This is a genomic window from Paraferrimonas sedimenticola, from assembly GCF_002282855.1.
In the GTDB taxonomy this organism is placed as follows: Bacteria; Pseudomonadota; Gammaproteobacteria; order Enterobacterales; family Shewanellaceae; genus Paraferrimonas; species Paraferrimonas sedimenticola.
Window position 1 is genome coordinate 161,518 of sequence record NZ_NRIR01000001.1, and the last position, 25,235, is coordinate 186,752.

The following is a 25,235-nucleotide window of genomic DNA, read 5'->3' on the forward strand; positions in this document are numbered from 1 at the left end:
GAAGGGCTTATTTGGGGGAGGCTTTGAAGAAGTTCAGCGTGATAGCAATGTATGGCGTATTAGTTATTCCGGTAACTTCATAACCTTGAAACAACGAGTAGAAGATCTTTCCTTGCTCCGAAGCGCAGATTTGACTTTGGAGCAAGGATTCGAATATTTCGCGGTTTCCGAAAAAGGAACTGATGTGGATACGAAAACTATAACGACACCACAATCTTCCAGTACCTCTCCCCATATCCACGGGTATGGTAACCACGCACATGCAATCTCCCACACTGCATACAGTGGTGGTAGTGTAAGCAGAATAATTACCGAGACTGCGAATATTGTAGTGGTAATGTTCGAAGAAAAACCTGCTGACACTATGACTTACAACGCAGAAATTTTTTTCGCAACATGAAAGCTGAATGTAGCATTAAAGATTAGCGCCAGAATCTCAGACTGAAGCCATCCATCGTGGATGGCTTTATTGTTTGCTAGCTATAAGTAGTCAACAATAGACCCTAGGCCAGCGCTCTGTATCTCTTGCTGTCCAGCGACCGCAACAATCGGCAGCGTGTATCCATACATAGATTGAGGGGTGAATAACTATTCCTTTACAAAGTGTATCTCTAAGGTTGAATCTTCTCTGACTTTCCTAGCATAAACAATGGATTATTGAGCGCAATCACGATAACCAAGGTTAATCTTGAGCACTCGTAAATGCTCACATTAAAATCTGTTTACCAACATTTACAAAGGTGTAGTATGAAACGCTTAATCACCACATTGGTAGCAATGCTGGCATTGTCTGGCTGTACCACGACACACATATCAGGTGACTCGTTTGTCCATAAGCAAGAGCCATTGGAGAAGAACATAGCTTTGATTGTCACTGGCAACCAAAACGATAGGCACGCTTCGAAGAAAGTTATTGAAGAATTTACCAACGTGTTTGAAAGATACAAAGTCCATGACGTTAGTTATCCTGCCCAAATAGCCTTTAGTAAGGACGATAGTGCTATCCTAGAAAATGCCGTAAGAGCTAAATTTGGGGAAGAAGCCGTATCTGTCATTATTCTTGGTGCCAACGGCTCGAAAACCACTTCCTACCAGCACAACAGTGGTCCCACAATGTGTAACAAATACGGTAACGGGGTTATCTGTAACGACCACAGTACAACTACCTCCACAGATACCGAGCGCCACCAACTGGAAATATCAATTTACAGCAACGACGGAGAAGAAACTTACACAGCTAGTTATTCCGTTTTTGATGAGAGAGCTTCGAGCGGACCGTCAGGGTTGGTAAATGCATTCAAAACAGGCGCGTTGCATCGAGTGCTGAAAGCCTTTCGTATTGATCTAATAAACAAACGACTTGCAAAGCCCCCCTATACTCCAGAACAGGCTAGAGAAGCTAGGAAAGAGCGCATAGAACAAATGAGACAATCGTTTCATAAGGAATCCAAGACCTAGCTATACCGATGGTTACCGGTGGCTCAAATTAAATCACGGACTTGCCCATTTATTCGCTTCTCCTGTGTAAACCCATTTGAGTCCCTAAACCACAAGCATAATTAGCTTTGCTTCGAGGAAATCCCGCCGTCTGCGCATCACCCACCTTCCAAGCGCATACTGGAAGCAAAGCCGATATTGCGTCAACCAACAAATCCTACAAAAAAAGACTGTTTTAAACACATTCCTGTTCACATTATGTTCAATATTTGCCCCTTGATTTTGCTACTTTAGCCGCGACACAATGGTTAAAAAGCCGTTGATAGTAAGGCATGAGTGAAAGAAGCCTGCTAAGGAAAGCCAATGGAAGCAGCCAAACAGCACAAGGTGCATCACAAAGCGCGTTTACAAATTAATCCGGCCTCGGCCAATACAGCCTTGATGATGGGCGGTGGCGGTGCGCGAGCGGCGTATCAAATCGGCGTTCTGAAAGCCATGGCGCAAATGTACCCGCGCAATCACGGTCTGCCTTTTCAAGTACTGGTCGGTACCTCGGCCGGCGCAATTAACGCCTCGTCACTGGCCTGTTATGCCAGCTGTTTTCATTTGGGAGTGCGCAAGCTTGAGTACATTTGGCGCAATATGCGCACCCACCAAATCTATCGTTGCAGCGCGTCTGGATTGGCCAAACACCTATTTCGAATGTGGTTGCGCAAGTTCCAAAGCGAGTCGCTAAAACACACACCGTCAAGCCTGTTCGATAATCAACCACTGCGTGAATTACTTGAAAAAGTCATCGACTTTAACCGGGTTGAAAACAACCTAGAACGGGGCTCGTTGCGAGCCTTGTGCGTCGACACCTCCAACTACAACGACTCCCACGCTTACAGTTTCTATCAAGCACGGGAGCCAAAAGATTGGACGCGCGCGCGACGCAACGGCCAAGCCATCAAATTTCGCTACGCCCATTTGATGGCCAGCACCGCGATCCCCATGATTTTCCCTGCGATTAAGATTGGCGATCACTACCATGGCGATGGTTCGATTCACCAAGTCTCGCCGCTAAGCGCCCCTATCCACCTTGGTGCCAGTAAGATTATCGTGGTGAACTTGGACAGTCAGGCCGCTAAGGACAAACCAAAATTCGATGGTGCACCGAGAATGGGCGACATCCTCGGTCACCTGTTGGATACCATCTTCTCTGACACGCTCAACTCCGACTTAGAGCGATTGCACCGCATCAATCACACCATCAACCAACTGCCCCAAGGCTTATCCACTCAGGGGTTGCGCCCGATTGATACGCTAGTCATTAAGCCGAGTGTGGATTTAGGTGAGTTGGCGTTGAAGCACTTTCACCGACTACCGTGGGGCGTCAGGTTGTTAATGCGCCTGCTTGGGATCAGTAAGGACTCTAATTCGAGTTTGATTTCCTACATGCTGTTTGAAGCTGAGTTTTGTCAGGAACTGATTGAGTTGGGCCAAGCCGACGCGCTGGCACAAAAAAGCCGCTTAAAAGCGTTTTTCCAACGCCCTTAAGCGGCCTGTTCGTATCGGTTAGCCTTTCAAATTAACCCAGGTGAACAAACTTCTCCGCCCGTTCCACTCGGCGCGGCTTGCCCACCAGAAGCAGAATGTCGCCTATCTGGCACTGCCACTCTTTATCCACGTCTTCGTGCTCTTGCCGGCCGCGACGCACGCCACGCACTTCCACTCGAAAGCGTTCTAGCTCGAGTTCGGCCAGGGTTTTACCCACCGCCTCTGAGCCTGAGGTAATCGCAATCGCGTGCATGTGGTCTAGGGTCAAATCCATCGCATCCCCTGAGAAGAAACCGTGCAAATGACGGTAATGAGCGCGGCGCTCGCGCTCGAGGCGCTTGAGGATTCGCGTAATGGGCACGCCGCATTGATGCAGCACTTGCGACACCAGCATCAGGCTGCCCTCTAGAGTTTCCGGTACCACCTGATCGGCACCGCGCTCGTTGAGTAGGTCCATATTCTCATCATCGCGAGTGCGAACCATGATGTGCAGATCAGGCGCTATTGAGCGGGCCAGTCCCATTAAGTCTTCAACGCCCTTGCTATCGGTAAAGGTCACCACCATCATTCGCGCTTGTTGAATACCGGCACGCTTTAACATGGCGCGTTTGGTGGCATCACCGTAAATGACCTTCTCGCCACCGGCACGAGTTTCTCGCACTCGAATCGGGTCGAGATCCAGTGCTACATAATCCACCGCTTCGGTGCGCAAGAAACGGGCGATAACCTGCCCTACGCGGCCATAACCACAAATCACCACGTGCTTGTTCATCAAGGCCACGTGGTCGAAATCGTCGTGGGTGTCGTACTTTCGGTTAGTTTTCCCCAGAATCTGCTTGGCCAACCAAACCGAGTTTCGAACCAACCAGGGACTCAGCGCCATCGACAACACCGCAATCGCCACCAAGGCGGTACTAAATTCATCGCTAAGCAGGTCGTCCTTAACCGCTAATGCGATAACCACAAAGCTAAACTCACCCACTTGCGCCAAACAAAAAGCCGCGCTCAAGGAGTCTTGCCAACTCTCACCGGCCAACTTAAACAGCGCCAGCACAATCAGGGCTTTTAGCAGCAACACCAAAACCAAAGCCAGCAAAATGTAACCTAGGTTTTGCCAAACAATCGAGAGGTCGAGCAACATACCGATGCTCATAAAGAACAAGCCCATCAGCAAGTCGCGAAACGGTCGAATGTCCGCTTCCAGTTGCGCCTTGTACTGCGATTCACCGAGTAGCATACCCGCTACAAAGGCACCGAGTGCCATGGATAGACCCAGCCAATGAGTAAGTACGCCGGTAAGAATTGCTACCACTAAGGTTGACAGAACAAACAGTTCGTTGGTGCGAGCGCGGGCCACTTCGTCAAACAGCAGTGGCAAGAGTTTCTTGCCCACCAACAGAATGATCACCATCGCCGCGCTGCCTTGAAGCACCGAAACCATCGCAGGTCCAAACGCAAAGTCACCGGCGTTGGGGCTAAGTAGTGGGATAAGAATCAGTAGCGGCACCACCGCAATGTCTTGGAACAACAGAATCGACACCGACATCTCGCCGTGACGCTTGTTGAGCCAACCCTGGTCGTTGAGCATTTGCAGCACAATTGCGGTAGATGACAGGGCAATCGCACCGCCAATCACCACCGACGCTGGGCCATCAAAGCCAAGGAATAAGCTCAGCGCACTGGCAATACCGGCAGTTATCGCCACCTGAAACGAACCCACGCCAAATACGGTTTTGCGCATCGCCCATAGCCTGGGCCAGGAGAATTCCAGCCCTAGACTGAACATCAAAAGCACTATGCCCAACTCGGCTACCGAGTGCATTTGTTGTTGAGTGAACCAGTGAAATCCCATTGGGCCGGCAATAACCCCGGTGGCCAGATAAGCAAGAATCGGTGGCAGACCCAGTCGCTTAAACACGGCGATCGCCACAATGGCCACCACCAACATCAAGAGCAACTGAATCAAAAAGCCATGTTCCATATAGCGCCTTATGGGTTATTTATTGGGTTTAGTTTCGACCGCTGACATTCCCGCCATCTCTTCGCGTCATTGCCGTGAACACCGCTGTCATTCCCGTGGAAAACCGCTGTCATTCCCGTGGAAACGGGAATCTAGCCAATGGCTAGCTCGCAACCAGATGGATCCCCAGTCAAGCTGGGGATGACGGTTAAACGTCAAACTGAGGATGACGGGAATAATAAAGATGACGAAAGCGTCGGCAGTCAAAATGCAACAATATGATAACGCAGCCAAAGACATCGACCAAACCCAAATCCATCGATGTTGGCCATTTAAATCGTCACAGAATTAACTGAAAGTATAGGAAAAGAAGCGGCTAATCCGCCCAACTAAGTTGCCAACCCGCTTGCTCATCGAGCGCTAAACAGGACTTATCGACCCAGTAGCCCATGGCCAAAACCAGCTGGCCATCGAGAAACAGCAAGGGCACTTGGTCGCGCTGCCAAGGTGGCACAGACAGCTCTTGCCAGAGCTTTTTCAGACTGCGTGAACGGTCGCGAAAATGCGGGTGGCAGCGAGTGCTAGAAGGCGCGCCAAACACCAACTCCAACTTGGTTATGTCGATATCGCGACGTAACCTAGCCCCTTGTGAAACCAGCCGCAATTGCAAGCGTCCATCGTTCAAAATCCAGCCATCAGACTCGATTGGCATCGCGCCCATAGGCCGCATAATCGGCGGCTCAACCACATGCGCACAATCGCCGAATCGACGCACGCTGTAGCCATCCAGCTCAACAATCACCTTGGCATCCGCCTTGGCCTCAGCCAACTGGCTAAGCAGCTGCTGCGTTTGCGCCGCGCTTGGCATGGCTTTGCCCTGCAACTCCAACCAATAGCGCAGCAGTTGGCTTCGCAAAACGACGGGTTGCTCGCGCCACTTACTCAAAGCCAAGGCGCCATTATCCGCCTGATAGTCCGGCCACACGCTTGCTAACAGCACTTTCAGGGCCTCAGTCTGCTCGGCCAACAACTGGCCGCTGCGGGCCGCTGAGGCGCGAAACGACGGCCAGCGTTGATTGAGCTCGGGCAATACGCGTTGTCGCAGAAAGTTTCGGTCAAAGCGGGTGTCCTGATTGCTCTCATCTTCGATGTTCACCAAGCCATGTCGCTTGGCACATTCGCTAATTTGCTCGCGGGTCCAATCCAACAAGGGCCTAAACACAAACCTGTCATCGCCAAATTCTCGAGAGCGAGCGACGCCAGACAGGCCTTTAAGACCCCCGCGTTTCAGCGCCAACAACTGAGTTTCGGTCTGATCATCAAGGTGATGGGCGGTGAGCAACAAACCAGGAGCAGCTAAACACTCATAGAACACCTGATAACGAGCTTCCCTCGCGATGGCTTCCAAGCTGGTGCGTGAGGGCTTTTGCAAACTGACCCTATGCACTTCAATAGGTAAACCGTACTCGGCCGCTCGAGTCTGACAATGCTGCGCCCACTCATCGGCGTTTTCACTCAATCCATGATGCACATGCACCAAGGACACAGTTAACGACGGCCAACTAACCGCAAAGCGACTCAGCAAGTGCGCCAGCACTTCGGAATCCAGCCCACCCGAGTAGCCCAACACCAGTTTCAAAGATTGCTCAGGCCAGTTAACGCCAAAACGGCGCTGCAGCTCTCGCTGCAACGCCGTTTCAAATGCTGTGTAGCCTAGGCTAGGGCTGCTCATTTAGCAGTAACCGTACCCCATCAAGCGCTCATAGCGACGCTCAAGTAAGGCATCTTTGTCTAGGGTGTCTAGATGCTGCAACTGCTCCAGCAGAGTTTGCTTGAGCGACTTGGCCATTTGTTCCATGTCCCGATGAGCTCCGCCAAACGGCTCTTCGATAATTTTATCGATTAGGCCAAGCTCAAGAATACGGTCTGCTGTAATGCCCATGGCTTCGGCCGCTTGTGAGGCCTTGTCAGCGCTCTTCCACAAAATCGAGGCGCAACCTTCAGGTGAAATTACCGAATAAGTAGAGTACTGCAACATGTTGACGCTATCGCCCACACCAATTGCCAGTGCACCACCAGAACCGCCCTCGCCCACTACGGTACAAATCACAGGTACCTTAAGGCCGGCCATTTCTTTTAGGTTGGTGGCAATCGCTTCACTTTGACCACGCTCTTCCGCGCCAACGCCTGGGTAGGCACCCGGAGTGTCGATGAAAGTGATGATAGGCATGTTAAAGCGCTCGGCCATCTTCATCAGACGCAGGGCTTTGCGATAACCTTCTGGACGCGGCATACCGAAGTTACGCTTAATCTTCTCTTTGGTGTCGCGACCTTTCTGGTGGCCAATCACCATTACAGGGCGGCCGTTCAGACGCGCAGTGCCACCAATAATGGCGTAATCGTCGGCGTAAGCGCGATCACCGCACATCTCGTCGAACTCTTCAAACATCAGTTTTAGGTAGTCAGTGGTGTACGGACGCTGCGGGTGACGCGCCAACTGAGACACCTGCCAAGATTGCAGGTCGTCGAAAATCTTTTTGGTCAGCGACTGACGCTTTTCTTCCATTTTGTCGATTTCGCCTTGCAGATCCACATCGGGATTCGCGGCAGCCACTTGTTTTAGTTCGTTAATTTTGGCGACCAAATCGGCAATTGGTTGTTCGAATTCTAGAAAATCTAAGCTCATTGTAATGCCTATTGTAGAGGGCCTCTGCCCTTAATATCTTATTCTTACGTGCTCAGAACCCACCAACTGCTCGAGCGCTAACAAGCATTCGTCGGTGGGGTCCACTGTCCAGTCCTGTCCCAGGCGGTATTGGCCACTGGCCTGCTCACTGCGATAGTTCACCAACACGGGGATCGGCCCGTTTTTGTGGTCGCTGAGCGCCTGGCTAAAATTGTCGAGTAAGGTCGCGTCTAACGTGCGTGCATCAAAGTCGATTTCCACCGCTTGTGCAAATTCGCAACGCGCCTGACCTATGTCTACGATATTTCTGGCGGTCATTCTATTACCCCCAGAGAAATCATCAAAGCTGACCTCTCCTTCGACCACCAAAACCTTATCTTTTTGCAGCAATTCCTCAAACTTGTCAAAAGCTTCAGTGAATAACATGACCTCTAGCCGGCCTGACTTATCATCTAAAGTCACCAACCCCATCTTAGAACCGCGTTTGGTCAGCATGACTCGTGTGGCCACTACTAAGCCCGAGGCCTTGACGGTTTTGCCACGCTCAGTGGGATGGATGTCCTTTAAGCGACCGCTAGTATAGTGCTTAAGCTCCGCCAAGTATTGATTAATTGGGTGTCCGGTGAGGTACAAGCCCAAACTCTCGCGCTCGCCGTCCAACCAGACTTTATCCGGCCACATGGGGCATTGCACGAACTGCTGCTTGGAATCATCAGGGGTGTCGTTAAGCAGGCCAAACAAATCGTTTTGGCCTGAGGCCTGAGCCTTGGCGTGCTGACTGGCCGCAGCAATCGCATCGGGCAAGGTGGCCATTAGCGAGGCACGGTGTGCCCCCATTTGATCAAGCGCGCCACCGAGTACCAGCTTTTCAATTACCCGCTTGTTGATTTTCTTTAAATCAACTCGAGCGCAAAAGTCGAACAAATCTCTAAACGGCTTATCGCCACGGGCTTCAATGATGTTTTCCACCGGGCCCTCACCCACGCCCTTAATAGCGCCGATGCCGTAGACAATGTTTTGCTCATCGTCGACGGTAAACTGGTACATGCCCTTGTTGACGTCTGGCGGAATGATCTTAATCCCCATGCGGTCGCACTCGTCCACTAGGGTCACAATCTTGTCGGTGTTGTCCATATCCGCCGACATTACCGCCGCCATGAAATAGGCCGGGTAATGGGTTTTCAGCCACAGGGTCTGATAAGACACCAGTGCATAGGCGGCCGAGTGAGATTTGTTAAAGCCGTAACCGGCGAATTTCTCCACCAGGTCAAAAATCTTCATCGCCAAGTCGCCGTCGATGCCGTTTTTGATCGCGCCCTCTTTAAAGGTGCCGCGCTGCTTTTCCATCTCTTCGGGCTTTTTCTTACCCATGGCTCGACGCAGCATGTCCGCGCCACCTAGGGTATAGCCAGACATTTCCTGCGCGATCTGCATTACCTGCTCTTGGTACAGAATAATGCCGTAGGTGGGCTCTAGGATGGTTTGCAGGCACTCGTGCTGGTATTCGGCATCTGGGTACGACACTTCTTCGCGACCGTGCTTACGGTCGATAAAGTTATCTACCATGCCCGATTGCAGCGGACCGGGGCGGAATAGCGCTACCAGTGCGATGATGTCTTCAAAACAATCCGGTTGCAGACGTTTAATCAGGTCCTTCATACCACGGGATTCGAGCTGGAATACCGCGGTGGTTTCGTAGCGCTTTAGCAGGTCAAATGACGGCTTGTCGTCCAGTGGGATCGACTCAATCGCAATAGGCTCTTTACCCTGCTTCTCAAGCACAGGGTTGAGCATATCCAGCGCCCACTGAATAATGGTCAGGGTTCTTAGCCCCAGGAAGTCAAACTTAACCAGACCGGCGGTTTCCACGTCGTTCTTATCGAACTGAGTCACCGGGTTCTTACCCTCGTCATCACAGTACAAGGGCGCAAAGTCAGTAATGGTCGTCGGTGCGATAACCACGCCCCCAGCGTGCTTACCGGCGTTGCGGGTCACACCTTCTAGGGTGCGACACATGTCGATGAGGTCTTTCACCTCTTCATCGCCGTCGTACATTTCTGGCAGCGCCGGCTCGACTTCAAAAGCCTTAGCCAACGTCATGCCAGGGTCTGGCGGAATTAGCTTAGAAATGCGGTCAACAAAACCATAAGGGTGGCCAAGTACACGGCCTACGTCGCGAATTACCGCTTTAGCCGCCATGGTACCGAAGGTAATGATCTGAGATACCGCATCGCGGCCATACAGGTCGGCGGTATGATCAATTACCTCATCGCGGCGGTCCATGCAAAAGTCGACGTCGAAGTCGGGCATGGATACACGCTCTGGGTTCAAGAATCGCTCGAACAGCAAGTCAAATTCCAGCGGATCTAGGTCGGTAATCTTAAGGGCATAGGCCACTAGCGAGCCCGCACCAGAACCACGGCCTGGGCCTACTGGAATATTGTTGTCTTTACCCCACTGGATAAACTCCATAACGATCAGGAAGTAGCCTGGGAAGCCCATTTGGTTAATAACTTCGAGCTCGACTTTAAGACGCTCGTCGTACTCAGGGCGCTTCTCGGCGCGCTCGGCCTCGTCGGGGAACAAGAACTCTAAACGCTCTTCTAAACCCTCTTCAGAGACCTTGACTAAGAAGTCTTCGGTGGACAAATCACCGGTGGGAAAGTTGGGCAAAAAGTACTCGTGCAAACGCACGGTGGCGTTACAGCGCTTGGCAATTTCTACCGAGTTTTGCAGTGCTTCCGGAATGTCGCTAAACAGCTCCAGCATTTCTTCTTCGGTGCGAAGGTATTGCTGCTCTGAGTAGCGCTTTGGACGACGCGGGTCGGCCAGGGTGTAGCCATCGTGAATGGCCACGCGAATTTCGTGAGCTTCAAATTGCTCGGGCTTTAGGAACACCACTTCATTGGTGGCCACCACGGGCAGTTGTTGCTGCTCGGCAAAGGCCACTGCGGCGTGTAAATACTTTTCTTCTTCGGCGCGACCGGTACGCACTAGCTCGACGTAATAACGGTCGGGAAAGTGAGTTTGATAAAACGAGGCAATCTCGTTGGCCAACTCCAGGTTGCCCTTGAGTAACGCCTTACCCAAATCGCCGTCTTTGGCGCCCGAGAGCAAAATCAGGCCCTCGGCTTTATCCGCCAGCCATGCTTGGTCGATACAGGGCTTGCCACCTACGTGACCGCGCAAATAGGCTTCGCTGATAAGTAGCGTCAGGTTTTGATAGCCGGCGTTGTCCATCGCCAATACGGTGACGCGACAAAACTCGCCTTCAAACTCTGGATGCAGCAGATAAAAATCGGCTCCTAGAATGGGCTTAATGCCCGCGCCATGACACCCCTCGTAAAACTTTACCAAACCACACAAGTTGGTCTGGTCGGTTAGTGCCATTGCTGGCATACCTAACTCTTTCACTGCGCCGACCAAAGGCTTTACCTTGGACAGCCCATCCACCATGGAGAAATCCGAGTGGACGCGTAAGTGAATAAACTGGGGTTGGCTCATGTGTTATTTCAATCCTAGTGCGCGCTTAACCGGTGCAAAACTGCGACGATGATGCTCAATAGCACCATGTTCTGCCAAGGCTTGCAAGTGCACCTTGGTGGGGTAACCCTTGTGTTTATCAAAGCCGTACAGCGGAAAGGCTTGATGTAGCTCGACCATATCTTGATCGCGAGCCACTTTGGCCAAAATTGAGGCAGCACTGATGCACTCTTCGGCGCCATCACCACCGACGATGGCTTGGGCTGGCATGGGTAAATCTGGTACTCGGTTACCGTCAATGAGCACTAACTCAGGCGTGTGGCTCAAGCCAGCTACCGCGCGCTGCATGGCCAGCATGGTGGCGTGTAGAATATTAAGCTCGTCGATTTCGGCCACGCTAGCGCGACCTAGGCTCCAGCACAAAGCGCGCTCGCAAATTTGCTCGGCCAGCGCGTTGCGCTTTTTCTCAGAGAGTTTTTTGGAGTCGTTAAGCCCTTCGATAGGACGGCTTGGGTCTAGGATTACGGCAGCGGTAACCACCTCGCCTACTAGCGGGCCACGGCCCACTTCATCTACGCCTGCGATCAGTTGCATGTTTTTGTCTCTTTTAATCAATATGCGTCATTCCCGCGACAAACTCCGTCATTCCCGCGAAAGCGGGAATCTATCTAGGTGCGAGTTGCCGTGAATGCCTTGCCTTGTCATTCCCGTCATCCTCAGCTTGACAGGGGATTGATTGGGAATCTAGCTAGCTGCGAATTACCGCGAGTCCCTTGCTTTGTCATTCCCGCGAAAGCGGGAATCTAGCCAACCGCCAGTAGCAACTCGATAGATTCCCAATCGAGTTGGGAATGACGGAGTTGGCTGCCGGAATGACAGCTGGAGGCCCTAACGCCCAATCAGCCCCAACACAGCCTCAGCCGCTTTCTCAGACGCGTTCAAGCGCATCGATTGATGCAACTCGGTAAACGCCGAGATAATGTCGCTATTATCGCGCTTTAGCAAACGCCCAACCTCGCGCACCAAGTTATCGGCAACGCACTCGTCCTGAATCAGCTCAGGCACCAAGTCCAACTCAGGCGCTAATAAATTCGGCAACGAATAACGGTCAATCTTCATCATAGGTTTAGCAATCGCGTAGGTAATTGGGCTGACTTTGTAGCCTACCACCATAGGTCGCTTGTGCAGCATACCCTCAAGGGCGGCGGTGCCTGAGGCCAACATAATCACATCCGCCGATGCCATCACTTCGCGGGACTTGCCATCCACCAGATGCATTTCTAAATCCGGTGCCACTTCGGCCTTGGTGGCCAAAAACTGTTGTTTACGCGCCTCGTTCACCAAAGGCACCACCAACTGCAGCTCAGGCATCTCAGCCTTAAGCCGCTTCGCCGCTTCCAAAAAAGGCGCCGCTAATTGCTTAAGCTCGCCGCCACGACTGCCCGGCATTACTGCCAGCGTTTTAGCCTCGACATTCAAGCCAAGCTCAGCTCTAGCCGCAGCAGCATCGTGTTCCATGGCAATATCGTCCGCTAAAGTGTGGCCGACAAAGGTGCAAGGCACGTCGTGCTTGTCGTAAAAGGCTTTTTCGAAAGGCAGCAAAGACAACACCAAATTGGTGGCCTTAGCGATTTTGAAGATGCGCTTAGGACGCCAGGCCCACACCGACGGGCTAACGTACTGCACGGTCGGAATACCAAACTGCTTGAGTTCTGGCTCTACTCGCAAATTGAAATCCGGTGCGTCGATTCCCACAAACAGGTCAACTTTTTCGGCTTTCAAACGGTCCACTAATTGGCGGCGAACTTTGAGAAGACGAGGTAAGCGCCCCAGCACTTCCACCAGGCCCATCACGGACAATTCTTCCATGTCGAACCAAGCGTCAAAGCCGCAGGCTTTCATACGCGGGCCACCAATACCAACAAAGCGCGCCGTGGGATGGCGCGCTTGTAGGGCTTTGATAAGGCCTTCACCGAGAATATCGCCGGAAACCTCACCGGCCACTAGCCCAATCACTAGTGGCTTTTCGGCGACTGGCGTCGCACTTGTTTGAGTCATACTAGCGCTCTATTTCTTAAAATATGAGCCGTAAAGAATGGGCCTTAACCAATGACACCCTAGCGAATAACACCGCGGCTCGAGTTGGCCAAGAAGTCGCTAAAGACTTTCACTTCGTCAAATTGAGCAGCGTCTTCGGCCATGGCTTCAATCGCCTCGTCCTTGCCAAGGTTGGCACGGAAGGTTGAGCGATAACTGCGCTTAATTGCACTAATGGCTTCTTTGCTAAAGCCGCGACGCTTAAGACCCTCGGAGTTAATTCCACGAGGTACAGCACTTTGACCAGCAGCCATCACGTACGGAGGTACGTCTTGCAGCACCAGCGAATAGCCCGCAGTAAAGGCGTGCGCGCCAATGTGCACAAACTGGTGCACACCGGTCATGCCACCCAAAATCGCCCAGTCGCCCACGTGACAGTGACCAGCGATAGAGGCGCCATTGGCCATAATCACGTTGTCACCCACCATGCAATCGTGGGCAATGTGCACCTGTGCCATCAGCAAGCAGTTACTGCCGATTTGGGTCAAGCTGTTGTCCTGAATGGTGCCGCGGTGAATGGTCACATGCTCGCGAACCACATTGTTGTCACCCATGACCAAGCGGGTTGGCTCACCGTCGTATTTCTTGTCTTGGCAGTCCTCGCCAATCGAAGCAAACTGATAGAAGTGGTTGTTTTTGCCGATTACCGACGGTCCTTTAACCACAACGCTTGGCTCCAGCACACAGCCGTCGCCCAGTTCCACATCCGCACCCACGTAGCAAAACGGACCTATGGTCACGTCTTTGCCAATTTTGGCGCTCGGATGAATATACGCTTGTTCACTGATCACTAGTTAATCTCGCGTCGGGCACACATCAACTCGGCAGAACATACCAGTTCGCCATCGACTTTAGCTTCACCGTAGAACACGCCAATACCACGGCGCTCTTTCAACAGTTTCACTTCAAAGATGATTTGGTCACCTGGCTCAACCACACGCTTAAAGCGCGCTTTGTCGATACCAGCAAAGTAGTACAGCACTTCTGAAGGCGGCTTACCCATGGTTTTGAACGCCAGAATACCAGTGGCCTGCGCCATGGCTTCTAGAATCAAGACACCTGGCATTACCGGCTTAACCGGGAAATGCCCTTGGAAGAAAGGTTCGTTAAAGGTAACGTTTTTCAGTGCGGTCAGAGTGTCGCCAATTTTGTAATCCAACACTCGGTCAATCAGTAGAAACGGATAGCGGTGCGGCAGGTATTCCAACACCTGGTTAATATCCATTACTTTATTCTCTTCAGACACGTTTCTATCCTGCTTAGTCGTTTTCGTCTTCGCGGCGCTTTTCCGCTTTTTCTAGCTGCTTCACACGACTGAACAAGCCGTCGAGTTGACGGAAGCGAGCGGCGTTCTTACGCCAGTCTTTGTTGGTCATGTGCGGAGTACCTGCTGAGTAAACTCCTGGCTCTTTAATCGAGCTCATCACCATGGTGCGGCCGGTTAAATGCACCCCATCGCAGATTTCCATGTGACCGTTAATGGCCACCATGCCGCCGATGATGCAATGCTTGCCTATGGTGACACTGCCGGCAAGCGTAGTGCAGCCAGCAATGGCGGTGTGCTCACCAATGATATCGTTGTGTGCAATTTGCACCTGATTATCAATGATCACGCCGTCCTTAATGATAGTATGGTCGATCGCACCTCGGTCTACTGTGGTGCTCGCCCCAATTTCCACATCGTTACCTATGCGCACCCCACCTGTTTGCGGGATTTTTATCCAATGGCCGCGCTCGTTGGCGTAACCAAAGCCATCGGCGCCCAAAATAGTGCCCGAGTGGATAATGCAGCGCTCACCTAAGTGAACATTGTGATAAATGGTAACGTTGGCCCACAGACGCGTGTCCGCACCGATTTGGCAGTCTTGGCCAATCACAGTGCCTGCGCCAATTTGAACCCGATCGCCCAAGGTCACATTAGCACCGATAACCACGTTTGGCCCCAGTGCCACGCCTTCACCGAGCTTGGCACTTGGGTCAACCACAGCGCTTGGATGAATATCGGTAGCTGCAGCCGGAGTCGTATCGAGCAGCTGTGCGACGCGAGCGAATGCCACGTAAGGGTCTTTTAGGATGATGGCATTGCCGTTGAAATCTTCGGCATCACCAGGGCTTAATAACACAGCTGCAGCCTTAGTAGACTGCAGTTGTGCTTGGTATTTGCGGTTTGCCAGAAAGGCAATTTGGCCCGCTTGGCCTTGCTCTAGGGTGGCGACTGAGTGGATGGCCACTTGGCCATCCCCTTTAAGCTCACCACCCAGCTGTTCGCAAAGCTGGGCAAGAGTATAGCTTTTCAATTACTTACCTTTGCTTAGCGCTTCAACCACTTTGTCAGAGATGTCGGTCTTTTCGCTAGCGAAAACTACCGCGCCACGCTGAATAATCAGGTCGTATTGCTCTTTCTCTGCCAGAGCGTTGATCGCTTGTTGAACTTGCATCAGAAGCTTGTTTTGCTCTTCACCTTGGCGACGACGCAAATCTTCGTCAAGCGCTTTGCCTTTTAGCTGCAAGTCGGCTTGTGCACCTTCGATTTGACGGGCTAGGTCAGTTTTTTGCTTGTCGTTCATCAAGGCTGCGTCGCGTTGCTGCTTTTCCATGTCAGCGCGCAAGTCGTCTTGCATTTTTTGAACTTCGGCAATGCGGTCACCAAACTCAGCGTTGATGGCTTGCGCTACGGTTTCGCGTTGCGGCAATTGCTCAAAGACTTTCTGCATATCAACAACAACGATCTTGTCCGCTGCATTGGCTGCGAAAGGTACTGCAAGCATGCTTAGAATAAGCAACGCACTATTAACCACTTTTTTCAAAACTCTCTCCTTTTAAAACTAAAGCTTTTTAATCGTATAGCGCCGAATGGCTAGTCTATCCGATTTAGAATGTTTGACCAATATTAAACGAGAACACCTCGGTACGGTCGTTCTCTTGTGTCTTGATTGGTCGCGCCAAACTGAACACCATTGGGCCCATTGGCGAAATCCACTGAACACTCAAACCCACCGACGCACGGTAGCGATTGGGATCCGAGTAATCCTGAATCTTGGCAAACTGATCCGCTGGCAAGTAGCGATACCCGTTGTAGTCAAACTCGGTATCCCACACGTTACCCACGTCCATAAAGATACTGGTACGCACACTGTTGCGGTACGACTCGTCTAGGAATGGCGTAGGAACAATCAGCTCGGCTGTGGCCAAACCGATGGCGTTACCACCGACCGAGTTACCACTGGTCACGTTCACTGTATCCTCTGGACCCGGCAAGCTACAACCGTCGCCGCTTGGATCTGGCGAACATGGCTCGCCACCGCGGAATACGTAGAAGGAACGCGGACCTACTGTGTTACTTCTAAAGCCACGCAGCGCTGTACTACCACCGGCATAGAAGTTCTCCCAGAACGGTAGGATCTGGTCGTTCTGACCAAACTTACCATAACCGTTACCGTAACCTAAACGACCCTTGGCCATAAACACCCAGCGGTGCTCGCGGTCAATTGGGAAGTAGTGACGAGTTTCAAAGTTCACCTTGAAGTACTGTAGGTTCGAACCCGGTACCGTGGCCTTACCATACAACTGCTGGCTTGAGCCTGCGGTTGGGAAGGTGCCTCGGTTTAAGGTCGAACGATACCACGACGCATTGACTTCGAAGTTGTCGAAGCTCAAGTCCCCTTGCGGGTTATTGGGGTCGCGGTAAATGTTGTAGAAACGCAACGCCTGCTCGTACGCAGAAATTTCAGAAATAGTGTTGTGGCGGTACGCCAAACCAAAGTTCAAACGGTTAAATTCGTTGAGCGGGAAACCCATGTCCACGCCGACACCGTAAGAGCGGTTTTTATACTTTTCCAAGTTCGCTTTACCAGCATCGTATTCTTGCCAGTAAATGCTACCACCTGCGCTGATGCCGTCTTTGGTGAAATAAGGGTCTGAGTAGTTCAGGTTGACGTTTTTCGAGTAGCGGTTGGTGTTGAGGTTAATCCCCACCTGATTACCAGTACCCATGAAGTTGTTCTGCTGAACACCGAACTGCAAGCTTAGGCCTGATTCGGTACCGTAACCCACACCACCGTTAAACGAGCCAGAAGGCTGCTCTTTCACCGCAACGTTCACGTCCACCAGATCGTCGGTGCCCGGTACCTGCACGGTATCGGCTTCAACGGTTTCAAAGAAGCCCAAACGGTTGAGACGGTCTTTCGAAAGTTCCACTTGGCGGTTGTTAAGCCAAGCCCCTTCCATTTGACGCAATTCGCGACGCATCACTTCGTCTTTGGTGGTTTGGTTACCGGTGAAGTTGATGGTGCGCACGTAAACCCGCTTACCAGGGTTTACATTGATGTTCAGAGTGACTTCTTTGGTTTCATCGTCAATCTCTGGGTAAGTCGTTACCTCAGGATAGGCGTAGCCAAAGCGGCCCAAGTACTTGGAGAACAGCTCTTCGGTGTAGGTCACCTCAGCCGCGTTGTACTGGCTGCCGTCTTGAATCGGCACCAGCAGTTTCATAATGTCTTCACGACCTAGCAAATCACCGGTTAGGTTGGTTTCCTTGACCGTGTACTGCTCGCCTTCGTTGACGTTTACCGTCACGTACAGGCCTTTGCGGTCTGGAGTCATGGCTACCTGGGTCGACTCAATCGCAAAGCGAATGTAACCCCGGTCTTGATAGTAAGAGGTGATGGTTTCAAGGTCCGCCTGAAGCTTTTGCTTCTGGTAGCGACGCTCGCCGAACAAGTCCCACCAAGCGACGTAGTCGGTCAGCTCAAGTTGAGCCACCAAGTCGCCATCGGAGAAAGCCTGGTTACCCACAATGTTGATCTGCTGAATCTCAGCGGCTTCACCTTCGGTGAACTGGAATTTCAACTCCACTCGGTTACGCGGCAGGTTAACAATTTGCGCTTCTACCTTGGCGCCGTATTTACCCACGCCGTAGTAAAAGTCTTGCAGACCTTTCTCGATGCCAGACAGCATAGTGCGGTCAAGGGCTTCGCCCACCTGCACGCCCGAGTCGTCCAGACTCTCTTGCAGCTGCTCATCTTTGATGTCTTTGTTGCCGTCGAAACTGATTTCGGCAATGGTTGGACGCTCGCGCACCCAAACTTGAAGAATGCCGTCGTTTTCTTCGATTTCAATGTTCTCGAAGTTGGCCGACGCATAAAGGGCTTTAACAGCGGCCGCCAGTCGTGCTTGATCGACAGTGTCGCCTACTTTGATTGGCAGGTTGAGAAGTGCTGCCCCCAAAGCCACCCGTTGTAAGCCATCAATTTGTATATCTTTGACTTCAAAAGGCTGAAAAGACTCTGCTTGAACCGTTTTGGCACTACCCATGCCCAGCAGCAACATAGCCGCCATGATTTTGTTCAGTCGCATAGAAAACTTCTAAGTATTGTTGTTCTAATAGCCGTCTTAAAGACGAGCGATATCATTAAAAATGGCAAAACCCATCACCAATAACAGTGTGGCCGCGCCAATGCGAAAACCAATTTCCTGTACTTGTTCCGGTACCGGTTTACCAGTCACCATTTCAATCAGGTTATACAGTAAGTGCCCGCCGTCTAGAACAGGCAAAGGTAACAAATTTATGATGCCAAGGTTAACACTAATCAGTGCCAAAAATCCGAGAAAATACACTAATCCATAGCCCGCGCTGTTACCAGCGCCTTGAGCGATGCTAATCGGACCGCTCAAATTGTTCAGGCCAATATCACCTGTGACCAGTTTCCCCAGCATACTGAAGGTCAAACCTATCATTTGCCCAGTCTTATCTAATGCCGCACCAATTGCCTCTAGCGGGCCGTATTGCAGCACAATTTGCATGGATTCAGGCCAAGATTCAGCCACCGGTGACAAGCCAATTCGGCCGGTCACTTTGCCTTGACGATCGGTCACGGTTTCAGGCATCACGCTCACATCGAGCTTCTGCCCTGCACGCTCGATCTGCAGCGCCAGCGGTATGCCCGCACTGCGCTGTACGATTTCAACAAAGCTTTCCCACGACTCAATGGCATCGCCATTGACGCTAAGCAGCACATCGCCTTGCTGCAATCCAGCATTAGCCGCAGCACCACCGTCCATCACCACTGCCACTTCGGTGCTCACGGTTGGGGTGTATGGGGTTAGGCCTAAGCTGCGAATTGGCGACTCGGTTTCCGGGTCGAATTTCCAATTGCGGCTATCTAAGGTGTATTGGTTGCTGGCACCGCCTTGTAGCGGCTGCACGGTAAACTGAATTTGAGGCGCGCCAATATGACCAATGATCGCCATTTGCGCTTCTTCCCAGTTGCGCACTTCGCGCCCGCCAACGGCGGTAATTTGTTGCGGCTGGTCCACTTGGATCACAGCGGCTGGAGTGTTGTCTTGTACACCGGCAATCACCGGTTTAATCGAAGGTAGGCCCATGACCAGCATCAAGTAGTAAGCCACTACAGCGAAGACGAAGTTGGCCAGCGGACCTGCGGCGACAATCGCGCTGCGCGCCCATACCGACTTGCGGTTAAAGGCTTGGTCTTTGAGTTCTTCAGGAACCTCTTCGACGCGCTCGTCGAGCATTTTGACATAGCCACCCAGTGGAATGGCGGCAATCACGTACTCGCAGCCGTCATCGCCTACTTTGCGCCACAGCGTCTTACCAAAACCAATCGAAAAACGCTCGACTTTAACGCCACAGCGACGGGCCACCCAAAAGTGGCCGTACTCGTGAATCGCTATCAAAATTCCCAGTGCAACAATAAAGGCACCTAGGTTCCACAAAATCGCTAGCATTAAGCTCCTCGCTTGCTAATCAGGCCGCTCGCCACTTCGCGGGCTTGCGCGTCCCAAGCCATAATGGCCTCAATACTGTTCAACTCAGGCAAGGCCATCGAGTCCAGCGTCGCAGCATTAACTGCGGCGATATCAGTAAAGCCGATGCGTTCGTCTAAGAAAGCTGCAACCGCTACTTCGTTGGCCGCATTGAGTGCGGTGGTAGCCGCCTGGCCGGTGTGGCAGGCGTCAATCGCCAACTTAAGCCCTGGATATCGAGCAAAGTCAGGTTCTACAAAACTTAACTGTCCGACTGAGAAAAAGTCCAAAGGTTCAACACCGGCGTCAATTCGTTGCGGATAGGCCATACAATGCGCAATCGGTGTACGCATGTCCGGACGCCCCATTTGCGCTAGGGTCGAGCCATCTTTGAACTGCACCATGGAGTGAATCACGCTTTGCGGATGAATCACCACTTGCAGCTGTTCTGGCGTCGCGTTAAACAGCCACTTGGCCTCAATGTATTCCAGCCCCTTATTCATCATAGTGGCGGAATCGACGGAGATCTTGCGCCCCATGGACCAGTTCGGGTGTTTACAGGCTTGGGCCGGGGTCTTGTGGGCCAACTCACTCAAGTCCGTGGTCAAGAAAGGACCGCCAGAGCCTGTCAGAAGAATGCGCTCAATGCCGTGCTCGGCCAAATCACTTGCGCCCATCGAGCGCTGTACCGCTTCTGGCATGCACTGGTAAATCGCGTTGTGCTCAGAGTCGACCGGCAGAATTTGCGCGCCGGATGCGTGAGCCGCTTCGATGAACAGCTTGCCGGACATCACCAAGGATTCTTTGTTGGCCAGTAGTACGGTTTTACCCGCGTTCACCGCCGCCAAAGTCGATGGCAAGCCCGCCGCACCCACAATCGCTGCCATCACCATATCCACCTGATCGCTGGCGAGCAGCTGATGTACCAAGTCATCACTGTCTAACAACTGGGTCTTTCCCTGCCCTAGCTCTGGCAAGCGTTGGCCCAACTGTGCTGCGGCACTTGGCTCAACCATGGCAACAAAGCTCGGGTTAAACTCGGCCACTAGCTCTGCCATTTTGTCGACGTTCTGGTGAGCTAACAGGAGGCGCAATTGATAGGCATGAGGATTGCGACGCACCACATCGAGTGTGCTGCTACCGATGGAGCCAGTGGCTCCGAGTACGGCAAGTTGTTGCATGGTTTTTTCCGTGGGATGCGCGTCCATTGCGGGAAATATCACCTGGCCTAGGTCCAAAGCAACAGGTACATCAAAATAAACACAGGCAGCGCCGCGGTCAGACTGTCAATGCGGTCTAACACGCCACCGTGGCCGGGTAAAATGCTACCCGAGTCTTTAATATTAGCGTTTCGTTTGAACATTGACTCGCTGAGATCACCCAGCGCAGACGCCACCGCGGTCACGACAGCAATAATCACCATAGGGATCCACTCGGATTGCGGCACAAAGCTGTGATAGATGGTGACTGGGATCATAGTGGTCACTAGACCGCCCAAAAAGCCCTCAAAGGTTTTGCCTGGGCTCACTTTGGGCATCAGCTTTATCTTGCCCCATTTGCGCCCAACGAAGTAAGCGCCAGTGTCCGCCGCCCATACAATCAGCATCACAGCCAACAACAACCAAGCGCCAAAGTACTCGCTTTGATTGGATACCATGGACTTAAGCACACACAGTGACACAAAAGCTGGCAGTAGCGTCAGTTGGCCAAAAATCGACATCCACATCGGGCTGTTGCGCCAAATTTTGGCACCGTTGGGGTACATGGCTACCATTAGCGAGGCCGCCAGCCACCAGCCCACACCCACTAAAATAATCGCCAATAAGATGGGATTCAGGCGCCCGAGGTACCAGTACTCGGAGACGGGCACCAAGAAGATCACCGCCAGCATCAGAATGCCGATGGTCAGAGCAAAAGTCAGACGGGTCGCGTTGCAATTTGGGCTGATGATGTTGCCCCACTCGCGTCCCGCAAGAATAAAGATCGCAAAAAAGCCCCAAACCAGGGCCTCAGTCGGCACAAAAAAGATGGCCGCTAATACTAATGGCAGCAGGACCGCCGCCGTTACAACGCGTTGTTTTAGCAAAATAAACCTCTAATACGCGAAACCAGCTTAGGCGCTGGCTTCGATCTGTTCGCCGATTAAGCCGAAACGGCGTTGGCGTTGGCAAAAGGACTCGATGGCGGCGTAGAAATCCGCCTTGTCAAAGTCGGGCCACAAGATGGGAGTAAACACCAACTCGGCGTAGGCCGCTTGCCACAGAATAAAGTTACTGATGCGAGTATCACCACCGGTACGGATCATCAAATCCACCTCGGGCTGTTCGCTCATACACAGCGCTTCACTCAAGCGCTTCTCGTCAATTTGTTCGGCGTCCAGTTGACCTTGTGCAACCTGCTGGGCCAATTGCTGCGCCGCTTGGGCAATGTCCCAGCGACCACCGTAGTTAGCGGCAATGTTGAGCACCATGTCAGTGTTGTGCTCAGTCTCCGCTTCGGCGGTGGCAATTTGCTTTTGCAGGCGCGCTGAGAAGCGGCTGGTATCACCCACCACTTTCAGCCGAATACCGTTCTCTCCCAGTTCTTTTATTTCTCGTTTTAAAACCTTTAAGAACAGCTCCATTAGCAGGCTAACTTCGGTGCTGGGTCGACCCCAGTTCTCGCTAGAGAACGCAAACAAAGTGACGCTTTTGATGCCTAGTTCGCGGGCGGCACTGACGGTACGACGCACCGACTTAACTCCGGCGCGATGGCCGAAAACCCGCTGTTTGCCTTGATTCTGCGCCCAACGGCCGTTTCCATCCATAATTATCGCCACATGCTGGGGTAAAGCCGAGGCTGGCAACTCAGAAATGTGAGCGGGAATGGAAGACATAAAGGGGAGCCCTATCAAAAAACAAACGCCGTGTAGAATACCCTACACGGCGTGGTAACTCTAGTGCCGGCTGAATCTAAGCCTAAATTTCCATCAGCTCTTTTTCTTTGTCGGCTAGAATCGCGTCAATCTGCTTAATATGTGCGTCAGTCAGCTTTTGAACGTCGTCCTTGGCCTTGCGCGCATCGTCTTCTGAGATCTCTTTTTCCTTCTCTAGCGAGTCGATGTCAGAGTTGGCATCGCGACGTACGTTGCGAACCGCTACGCGACCGCCTTCGGCTTCGGCGCGAACCACTTTGATAAGGTCTTTACGACGCTCTTCGGTTAGCGCAGGCAGTGGAATGCGAATAACCGCGCCTGCAGACATAGGGTTTAGGCCCAAATCTGAAGACATAATGGCTTTTTCTACCGCTTGAATCGCTGATTGGTCGAATACGGTCACAGACAGAGTGCGCGAGTCTTCGGTACCAATGTTGGCCAGCTGCTTCAACGGAGTGTCAGCGCCGTAGTAGTTTACGTGGATGCTATCGAGTAGGCTTGGGTGAGCACGACCGGTGCGCACTTTGGCGAACTGAGTTTTGGTCGATTCAACGGACTTGTCCATCCGTTGGTCTGCGTCTTGTTTGATATCGTTAATCACGCTTGTTTCCTTAACTTTGCTACTGCAATTATTCGGCTGACTTGCTAATCAGAGTACCTTCCGCCTCGCCCATAATAACGCGACGCAAAGCACCAGGCTTGTTCATGTTGAATACCATAATAGGTAATTCGTGATCCCGCGCCAAGGTAAAGGCGGCCAAATCCATGACTTTAAGCTCATTATCCAACACATCTGCATAAGTCAGTGTGTCGTGCTTAACGGCGTCAGGGTTTTTCATTGGGTCATCGGAATACACGCCGTCCACTTTGGTGCCCTTGAGCACAGCGTCGGCTTCGATCTCGATACCGCGCAAGCAAGCGGCCGAGTCGGTGGTAAAGAATGGGTTACCAGTACCGGCAGAGAAAATCACTACGCGGCCGGTTTTTAGCAGGCTAATGGCTTCAGCCCAGTTGTAGTTGTCGCACACGCCGTTTAGCGGGAATGCTGACATTAGACGAGCGTTGACATAGGCGCGGTGCAGTGCGTCGCGCATGGCCAAACCGTTGATTACGGTTGCCAGCATACCCATGTGGTCGCCTACGACGCGGTTCATGCCTGCTTTGGCCAAACCTTCGCCGCGGAAAATGTTACCGCCGCCGATCACCAGTCCAACTTGAATGCCTTGCTCGACCAGTTCTTTAATCTCTTGGGCCATACGGTCTAGGACTTTGGGGTCGATGCCAAAGCCTTCTTCGCCCATCAATGCTTCGCCGCTGAGTTTTAAAAGTACGCGACGGAAAGTCGGTTTGGGATTGGTGCTCATGCTGTCATTATCCTGTGGTTAGCAAAACCGCGGCTGGTGCCGCGGTTTATCTGGTATCAATATAAGGCTAAATTAACCTTTTTTCGAGGCTTCGATTTGCGCCGCTACTTCAGCTGCGAAATCTTCTTCTTTCTTCTCGATACCTTCACCAACTTCCAAACGTACGAAGTTTACAACGTCCGCACCTTGGTCTTTCAGCAGCTTGCCAACTTTCAAAGAAGGATCTTTAACGAAAGGTTGGCCAGTCAGGCTGATTTCACCGGTGAACTTGGCCATACGACCCATTACCATCTTCTCAGCGATTTCAGCTGGCTTACCAGACTGCATAGCGATGTCGATTTGAATTTCTTTCTCTTTCGCTACAACGTCAGCTGGTACATCTTCAGGCTTAACATAGTCAGGCTTAGAAGCTGCTACGTGCATTGCGATGTCTTTAGCCAGCTCAGCGTCACCGCCAGTCAGGTTAGAGATAACACCAATGCGACCGCCGTGGATGTAAGTACCTAGGTTGTCACCTTCTACGATAACAGAACGACGTACGCTCATGTTTTCGCCGATTTTAGCCACTAGGTTAGCGCGAGTTTCTTCAACGCTCAGACCGTCGATGTCAGCAGCGTTAAGCGCTTCAACTTCGGTGATCTTGCCAGCAAGTGCTGCTTCAGCAACCTTGTTAGCAAACGCTAGGAAGCTTTCGTCGCGAGCTACGAAGTCAGTTTCGCAGTTCACTTCAACCAAAGCGGCAACGCCGTCGGCTACTTTAGCGATGATTACACCTTCAGCAGCGATACGACCGGCTTTTTTAGCCGCTTTGGCTTGGCCAGACTTACGCATGTTCTCGATGGCCAGCTCAATGTCACCATTGGTCTCAACCAGCGCTTTTTTACAATCCATCATGCCGGCGCCGGTGCGCTCGCGCAATTCTTTAACTAGGGCAGCAGTAATTGCCATTGTTAAATCCTCTGTCACTTCAACAGTAAAAATATAAAAAAC

The 25,235-nt window shown here is 51.9% G+C and carries 20 protein-coding genes and 1 pseudogene; 3 read left to right on the forward strand and 18 right to left on the reverse strand.

Going from position 1 to position 25,235, the window contains the following annotated elements; translation table 11 throughout:
• Positions 1-25: 25 nt before the first annotated feature.
• The 3 genes and pseudogenes from CLC93_RS17940 to CLC93_RS00725 form a co-directional block, all read left to right on the forward strand.
• Positions 26-400, forward strand: a pseudogene (locus CLC93_RS17940) (CC0125/CC1285 family lipoprotein); the annotation flags it as partial.
• Between the two features lie 347 nt (positions 401-747).
• Positions 748-1,458, forward strand: a complete 711-nt coding sequence (locus CLC93_RS00720; protein WP_095504021.1) for a membrane lipoprotein lipid attachment site-containing protein — start codon at positions 748-750, stop codon at positions 1,456-1,458.
• A gap of 420 nt (positions 1,459-1,878) precedes the next feature.
• Positions 1,879-2,976 carry a patatin-like phospholipase family protein gene (locus CLC93_RS00725; protein ID WP_245837058.1) on the forward strand — a complete coding sequence of 366 codons (1,098 nt, stop codon included), beginning with the start codon at positions 1,879-1,881 and terminating at the stop codon, positions 2,974-2,976.
• A gap of 31 nt (positions 2,977-3,007) precedes the next feature.
• Here CLC93_RS00725 and CLC93_RS00730 read toward each other — a convergent pair whose 3' ends face one another.
• From CLC93_RS00730 to tsf, 18 genes are all read right to left on the reverse strand, one after another.
• Positions 3,008-4,957 (reverse strand): monovalent cation:proton antiporter family protein, encoded by a 1,950-nt coding sequence (locus CLC93_RS00730; RefSeq protein WP_095504023.1) that lies wholly within the window; start codon positions 4,955-4,957, stop codon positions 3,008-3,010.
• Between the two features lie 355 nt (positions 4,958-5,312).
• A complete protein-coding gene (tilS, locus tag CLC93_RS00735; protein WP_095504024.1) occupies positions 5,313-6,668 on the reverse strand; it encodes a tRNA lysidine(34) synthetase TilS in 1,356 nt (451 codons plus the stop codon).
• Positions 6,669-7,622, reverse strand: coding sequence for an acetyl-CoA carboxylase carboxyl transferase subunit alpha (accA, locus tag CLC93_RS00740; protein WP_095504025.1), 954 nt, complete (start codon positions 7,620-7,622; stop codon positions 6,669-6,671).
• 30 nt (positions 7,623-7,652) lie between these two features.
• Positions 7,653-11,126 (reverse strand): DNA polymerase III subunit alpha, encoded by a 3,474-nt coding sequence (dnaE, locus tag CLC93_RS00745; RefSeq protein ID WP_095504026.1) that lies wholly within the window; start codon positions 11,124-11,126, stop codon positions 7,653-7,655.
• 3 nt (positions 11,127-11,129) lie between these two features.
• Complete coding sequence (rnhB, locus tag CLC93_RS00750; protein WP_095504027.1) at positions 11,130-11,699, reverse strand: ribonuclease HII; 570 nt, start codon at positions 11,697-11,699, stop codon at positions 11,130-11,132.
• A 294-nt stretch (positions 11,700-11,993) separates the two neighbouring features.
• A complete protein-coding gene (gene lpxB / locus CLC93_RS00755; RefSeq protein WP_095504028.1) occupies positions 11,994-13,163 on the reverse strand; it encodes a lipid-A-disaccharide synthase in 1,170 nt (389 codons plus the stop codon).
• Positions 13,164-13,222: 59 nt separating this feature from the next.
• Positions 13,223-13,993, reverse strand: a complete 771-nt coding sequence (gene lpxA / locus CLC93_RS00760; RefSeq protein WP_095504029.1) for an acyl-ACP--UDP-N-acetylglucosamine O-acyltransferase — start codon at positions 13,991-13,993, stop codon at positions 13,223-13,225.
• Positions 13,993-14,427, reverse strand: a complete 435-nt coding sequence (gene fabZ, locus CLC93_RS00765) for a 3-hydroxyacyl-ACP dehydratase FabZ (protein ID WP_095504030.1) — start codon at positions 14,425-14,427, stop codon at positions 13,993-13,995. The genes lpxA and fabZ overlap by 1 nt, the downstream gene beginning before the upstream one ends.
• Positions 14,428-14,461: 34 nt before the next feature.
• A complete protein-coding gene (gene lpxD, locus CLC93_RS00770; RefSeq protein WP_095504031.1) occupies positions 14,462-15,499 on the reverse strand; it encodes a UDP-3-O-(3-hydroxymyristoyl)glucosamine N-acyltransferase in 1,038 nt (345 codons plus the stop codon).
• Complete coding sequence (locus tag CLC93_RS00775) at positions 15,500-16,000, reverse strand: OmpH/Skp family outer membrane protein (RefSeq protein WP_169902792.1); 501 nt, start codon at positions 15,998-16,000, stop codon at positions 15,500-15,502.
• A gap of 73 nt (positions 16,001-16,073) precedes the next feature.
• Entirely contained in the window at positions 16,074-18,557 is a 2,484-nt protein-coding gene (gene bamA / locus CLC93_RS00780; RefSeq protein ID WP_095504033.1) for an outer membrane protein assembly factor BamA, read from the reverse strand.
• A gap of 36 nt (positions 18,558-18,593) precedes the next feature.
• On the reverse strand, positions 18,594-19,949 hold the full coding sequence (rseP, locus tag CLC93_RS00785; RefSeq protein ID WP_095504034.1) for a sigma E protease regulator RseP: 1,356 nt from the start codon (positions 19,947-19,949) through the stop codon (positions 18,594-18,596).
• Entirely contained in the window at positions 19,949-21,148 is a 1,200-nt protein-coding gene (gene ispC / locus CLC93_RS00790) for a 1-deoxy-D-xylulose-5-phosphate reductoisomerase (protein WP_095504035.1), read from the reverse strand. Before ispC ends, rseP begins: the two co-directional genes overlap by 1 nt.
• Before the next feature lie 47 nt (positions 21,149-21,195).
• Positions 21,196-22,053, reverse strand: coding sequence for a phosphatidate cytidylyltransferase (locus CLC93_RS00795; RefSeq protein WP_095504036.1), 858 nt, complete (start codon positions 22,051-22,053; stop codon positions 21,196-21,198).
• 27 nt (positions 22,054-22,080) lie between these two features.
• Positions 22,081-22,842, reverse strand: a complete 762-nt coding sequence (gene uppS, locus CLC93_RS00800) for a polyprenyl diphosphate synthase (RefSeq protein ID WP_095504037.1) — start codon at positions 22,840-22,842, stop codon at positions 22,081-22,083.
• Positions 22,843-22,924: 82 nt separating this feature from the next.
• Positions 22,925-23,482, reverse strand: a complete 558-nt coding sequence (frr, locus tag CLC93_RS00805) for a ribosome recycling factor (protein ID WP_095504038.1) — start codon at positions 23,480-23,482, stop codon at positions 22,925-22,927.
• 28 nt (positions 23,483-23,510) lie between these two features.
• Positions 23,511-24,245: a UMP kinase gene (pyrH, locus tag CLC93_RS00810; RefSeq protein ID WP_095504039.1), complete on the reverse strand. Its 735-nt coding sequence runs from the start codon at positions 24,243-24,245 to the stop codon at positions 23,511-23,513.
• A 72-nt stretch (positions 24,246-24,317) separates the two neighbouring features.
• Positions 24,318-25,193: a translation elongation factor Ts gene (tsf, locus tag CLC93_RS00815; protein ID WP_095504040.1), complete on the reverse strand. Its 876-nt coding sequence runs from the start codon at positions 25,191-25,193 to the stop codon at positions 24,318-24,320.
• Positions 25,194-25,235: the final 42 nt, after the last annotated feature.

What these genes read in the sequence shown, in the direction of transcription:
- accA (WP_095504025.1), bottom strand. Translation starts at nt 7,622, where the DNA reads ATGAGCTTAGATTTTCTAGAATTCGAACAACCAATTGCCGATTTGGTC.
- lpxB (WP_095504028.1), bottom strand. Translation starts at nt 13,163, where the DNA reads ATGACTCAAACAAGTGCGACGCCAGTCGCCGAAAAGCCACTAGTGATT.
- ispC (WP_095504035.1), bottom strand. Translation starts at nt 21,148, where the DNA reads ATGCAACAACTTGCCGTACTCGGAGCCACTGGCTCCATCGGTAGCAGC.
- CLC93_RS00730 (WP_095504023.1), bottom strand. Translation starts at nt 4,957, where the DNA reads ATGGAACATGGCTTTTTGATTCAGTTGCTCTTGATGTTGGTGGTGGCC.
- CLC93_RS00720 (WP_095504021.1), top strand. Translation starts at nt 748, where the DNA reads ATGAAACGCTTAATCACCACATTGGTAGCAATGCTGGCATTGTCTGGC.
- fabZ (WP_095504030.1), bottom strand. Translation starts at nt 14,427, where the DNA reads ATGGATATTAACCAGGTGTTGGAATACCTGCCGCACCGCTATCCGTTT.
- tsf (WP_095504040.1), bottom strand. Translation starts at nt 25,193, where the DNA reads ATGGCAATTACTGCTGCCCTAGTTAAAGAATTGCGCGAGCGCACCGGC.
- CLC93_RS00725 (WP_245837058.1), top strand. Translation starts at nt 1,879, where the DNA reads ATGATGGGCGGTGGCGGTGCGCGAGCGGCGTATCAAATCGGCGTTCTG.
- rnhB (WP_095504027.1), bottom strand. Translation starts at nt 11,699, where the DNA reads ATGCAACTGATCGCAGGCGTAGATGAAGTGGGCCGTGGCCCGCTAGTA.
- dnaE (WP_095504026.1), bottom strand. Translation starts at nt 11,126, where the DNA reads ATGAGCCAACCCCAGTTTATTCACTTACGCGTCCACTCGGATTTCTCC.
- tilS (WP_095504024.1), bottom strand. Translation starts at nt 6,668, where the DNA reads ATGAGCAGCCCTAGCCTAGGCTACACAGCATTTGAAACGGCGTTGCAG.
- pyrH (WP_095504039.1), bottom strand. Translation starts at nt 24,245, where the DNA reads ATGAGCACCAATCCCAAACCGACTTTCCGTCGCGTACTTTTAAAACTC.
- bamA (WP_095504033.1), bottom strand. Translation starts at nt 18,557, where the DNA reads ATGCGACTGAACAAAATCATGGCGGCTATGTTGCTGCTGGGCATGGGT.
- rseP (WP_095504034.1), bottom strand. Translation starts at nt 19,949, where the DNA reads ATGCTAGCGATTTTGTGGAACCTAGGTGCCTTTATTGTTGCACTGGGA.
- uppS (WP_095504037.1), bottom strand. Translation starts at nt 22,842, where the DNA reads ATGTCTTCCATTCCCGCTCACATTTCTGAGTTGCCAGCCTCGGCTTTA.